This window comes from bacterium, from assembly GCA_040757115.1.
GTDB lineage: Bacteria > UBA9089 > CG2-30-40-21 > CG2-30-40-21 > SBAY01 > JBFLXS01.
Genome location: JBFLYA010000293.1, coordinates 1 through 4,296, shown reverse-complemented (window position 1 = coordinate 4,296; position 4,296 = coordinate 1). Strand labels below are relative to the sequence as shown.

General features: G+C 36.7%; 2 protein-coding genes. Both read right to left on the bottom strand.

The window, feature by feature from the left end:
• Positions 1–414: 414 nt before the first annotated feature.
• Positions 415–1,044: a hypothetical protein gene (locus AB1422_17290; protein MEW6621058.1), complete on the bottom strand. Its 630-nt coding sequence runs from the start codon at positions 1,042–1,044 to the stop codon at positions 415–417.
• 56 nt (positions 1,045–1,100) lie between these two features.
• Positions 1,101–4,127, bottom strand: coding sequence for an FG-GAP-like repeat-containing protein (locus AB1422_17285; GenBank protein MEW6621057.1), 3,027 nt, complete (start codon positions 4,125–4,127; stop codon positions 1,101–1,103).
• Positions 4,128–4,296: the final 169 nt, after the last annotated feature.

The window sequence follows — 4,296 nt, the reverse complement described above, 5'->3', positions numbered from 1 at the left end:
AATAAAAGGTGTCTGCTTTGATAGACACCTTTGTATAACTCGATATTCAAGTTTTTTTAAGATTAAGTGGTTTATCCTTTTTTAACCGCAAAGAACGCAAAGAAATCAACCGCAAAGAACGCAAAGAAATCAACCGCAAAGAACGCAAAGATTATAGGTTGTTCATCACCCTTTTAATTCCTTCCTTGAGTCTTAATACATTGAAATTTATAAGCAATTAACAATATTTGAAAGTTCGTTTTCGTTTATAGACCTGTTTTTCTTTCTTTGCGTCCTTTGCGAAACCTTCCTTTGCGCTCTTTGCGGTTAAATCTTTATACCTTTAAAAAACTTGAACATCGAGTATAAAACTCCCGATTAGTAAAATTTTAACACAAACATAATCTTTTGTCAACAGTTTTTTCTGCTGTTTAATTAACTCCATTTTTCACTTCGGATAACATCAATTAATTCCCGACCGTAAATAAGTTTTCCTATCTTTAATATCTGGAGTGCAAATTCATCTTGTTCAGTATATTTGGCACGAAGTTCATTAATAAACCATATTTTTACACTGAGGGAATTTCCAAAGGCTCTTCTGACTTCCTCTTGTGTATATTCCAGCGCTTGCTCAACTGCCCTTAGATTCATATCATCACGAATCACCAACAAAAGGTCAATACTGGAATCTGATTCCTGTCCATTGTGCAGAATATTGCCATATAAAACTATTGATTCTACAAATACCCGAAGTCTATTTGTCAATATTTCAGTTAGTTTTAAGACTAATTCTTTTTCTGACCTGAATAATGTTCTTAAGATATCTCGAGCAAACATATTTTCTTCATTAAGTTTATATAAAATTGCCCGACCAATAGTTTTGGGGACAGTAATACCATGGAGTGAAAGTTCACGAAGGGCCTGGTGAGTTTTTAAGTGGGATAAACCAACTTTTCTTGAAATTTCCCGACCGGTTAAATCACCCGGTTTTTCAAATAGAAAGCGTAAAATTCTGACCTTAGACCGCTGCCCAAGGATAGAATCAAGTGGGTCTAAAAACTGCATCTTTCCCCCCTCCCTTTTACTAAAGTTAGATGCTCATTTTTATTTGTATATAACCCTTATTTTATTATACCTAACTTACCTGTCTTGGTTTCACCTGTCTGCGCATCACGAATTAGATAGATATAAATTCCGCTGGCAACTACTTTTCCATCTTCATTCTTTAAGTACCATTCTTGATAATCATAATCATTATTTTTCTCTAAAGTGACGACTAATTCTCCAGCGATAGTAAATATCTTAATCGTCAAATGGCGGGTTAATTCCTTAAAAGTCATCTTTTCTGTATGTTGGCTTACCTTACATGGATTTGGATAGACATAGGCGTTTGCAAGTGTAGTCTCAGCCGCCGCAATTAATATAAAATTCACTTGATTCATTGCCATAATTAACGGTCTGCCTTTAACAAGAACAACAGTTACCTCGACTATTTGTGGTGTTGGAGATTGATAACCCTTTGGTGGGATAGCCCTGACTTCATAAGTGCCAGGTGGTAATCCGGCAACTAAATAAGAGCCGTCTGGCAAAGTCGTGGTGCTTCCTTTCAAAGTAGGTGTTCCATTTTGTAATTTAAGGTATGTCTCAATCAATATGTTAGCCAGTTTCTTACCATACTCATCTGTTATATTTCCAGCAATTGAACCACCTAAGACTGCAAATCTATTACTTTCACCTTGTTTTTCATCAATGTAAGTAGCAATTGTAACACTTCCACAGGCTTGAGAGATATTTACCGAATGATTACTCAACACCCCATCAATAAATTTTACCGTCTTATCATAATCTATGGTTTCTGTAGTATCAGCAAAGGTATTAGATGTGCCATTGTAACCTGTAACCGTATTTCCATCTTCATCTTTAGCCGTTACGGTAATTTCAAAAGGTATCTCTACTATCTGGTCATCAATCGTATTAAAGACAAAATGATGTAGTCTGCCAGGTAATACGGTAATTACCTCCGTCATATCTGATAAAGAAGACTCGGCAACCACACAGCCCGTGCCTACGGTTGTAAAGTCTAAAATAACACCTGTTCCCGTAGTCGTAGATAGATTACCAATATTCCCGATTAATGTCCATTTTACTTCTTTTAGACCAATTTCCAGATTTTTGGCATCAAAGGTTTTTGCAAAAATCTCTAATTTATCATCTGCGGTCACAATCACACTCTCAACTGCCTGATTATCTTTATCTACGATAACTAAGTAATGTTCATTACCAACCAGGACAGTAATTAAACCCGTCGAATCTGTCAACCCTGATGATAGTTCGATAATGGTAATTGTGCCTTTTTCGTTAATCAATGGTTCGAAAATAGTCATTGTTCCTTGAGTCGTAGATAAAGTGCCAATATTACCAGTTATCCTCCAGACAACCTCTACCGGCCCCTTATCATTTCCCCATTTATCATATCCGTAAGCAAAAAGTGGATGATTTTTATCAGTCGTGGTCTCTAAATCCCCAATTTCTTTACCAGAGATATCCTCTATCGTCACATAATTAGTGATTCCGGGTAATGTTGTAATTGTCCCTGTCAGGCAGGTATGTCCTTTATCATCCCAAATCTTTATCGTGCCTTCCCCGACGGCTCCTTTACCTGGATAAAATATAGTTGAAGTGCCATAAGTCGTAGATAAACTACCAATATCACCGATTATTTCCCAGTGAACTAATTCCAATCCGCAGGTATTAGTGCCTTTATCATAACCCATCGCATAAACTATTAATTCATCATCCGCGGTCAAGGAAAGGGTACCAATTTCATTTCCTTTTTCATCCTCTATCTTCAAAAAGGCAAATTCACCGGCATCAATCTTAATTTCTGCCGTTGCGGTATGTCCTTGATTATCATAGGCAATTATCGTGGCAGTCCCAACTTTAATTAAGTCAAGCACGGTAGAAACTCCCTTTTCCTTTGAAAAGATACCTGATTCAGGATTAATTTGCCAATGGACAACGACATCACCGATTAAATTATTTTCTTGAGAATATGCTTTAGCCAATAAATCCAGTGTATTATCAGTGGTAAATTTACCACCTTTGAATATTTCCTGTTGTGATAAAATTTCTATGTGGTGAATGGGAATAGGAATAGCGGCGTCATTCAAGAAGAGTTTTGTGATAGTGGTTTTATCTGCTAACGCACCAGATAAAATCAGGTCTAAATCCCCATCTTTATCATAATCACAAGGTGCTAATGCAGAAAAACTTACGCCTGGTAATTCTTGAGAAGTATCCTCAATTAATATACCATTATCATTACGATATACTTTAGTGATAGGTTTCTCCTTACCCTGACCTGTAATAAATAAGTCAACATCGCCATCTAAATCATAATCAGCCCAGACGGCAAATGAATGAAAAACAGGTTCAACTTTTTGGTCAATATCCTCAACTAAAGTTCCATTGACATCTTTATATATTTTAATAATGCCGCCTTCAGGTGTCCAGCCTGTAACCAATAAATCTAACCTGCCATCCCCGGTATAGTCTCCCCAGGCTACCGACCCATAATACATGCTGATTAAATTTTGGACTATCTCTTCAGTAGTTCCATCTTCTTTCTTTTTAAATATCTTGGTGTAGGGTTTCCAATTAGAATCATGGCCAGCATGGGCATAAATATCCTGTTTTCCATCCTTATCAGAATCTGCCCAGGCAATCGAGCCATAGCCAATAGCGGGATGTTGTTCTGGGTCTTCGGTAAGAGTGCCATTGACATTGGTATAAATTTTAGAGGTAGGGCAAACAGAGGCATCATATCCGGCAAGGCTTAAGTCTAAATCTCCATCTGAATCATAATCAGTCCAACCTATCTTCCCATACGAAATACCTATTAGTTGTTGTTTTGTATCGTGGGTTAATATTCCATTATCATTTTGGTAAATAAGGGTTTGAGGGCCATCGGCATTACGGCCACAGATGGCTAAATCTAAATCATTATCTTTATCATAATCCCCCCAGGCAATAGATGTTTGATTTAAACCAATTAATTGTTGTCCTGAATCTGTAAATTTAGCCGCCCAGGACACAGAGGTGAAAAATAAAACCAAAAAACTAATACATAGTCTTAATTCTCTTTTCATAATTTAATCCCTCCCCTAATTTTATTAATTAAAATAGTAACTATTCACCATTCACAATTCACAATTTCTTCCCTAAATTTCCTTAATAATGGTGAATGGTGAATTGTCAATTGTGAATTGTGAATTATCACTCTTCACGGTGTCAAGCAAACCTGGCCCAAGAGTTCGA

Bases quoted from the DNA above. Each gene is read 5' to 3' on its own strand.
- AB1422_17290 (MEW6621058.1), bottom strand. From the start codon at position 1,044: ATGCAGTTTTTAGACCCACTTGATTCTATCCTTGGGCAGCGGTCTAAG.
- AB1422_17285 (MEW6621057.1), bottom strand. From the start codon at position 4,127: ATGAAAAGAGAATTAAGACTATGTATTAGTTTTTTGGTTTTATTTTTC.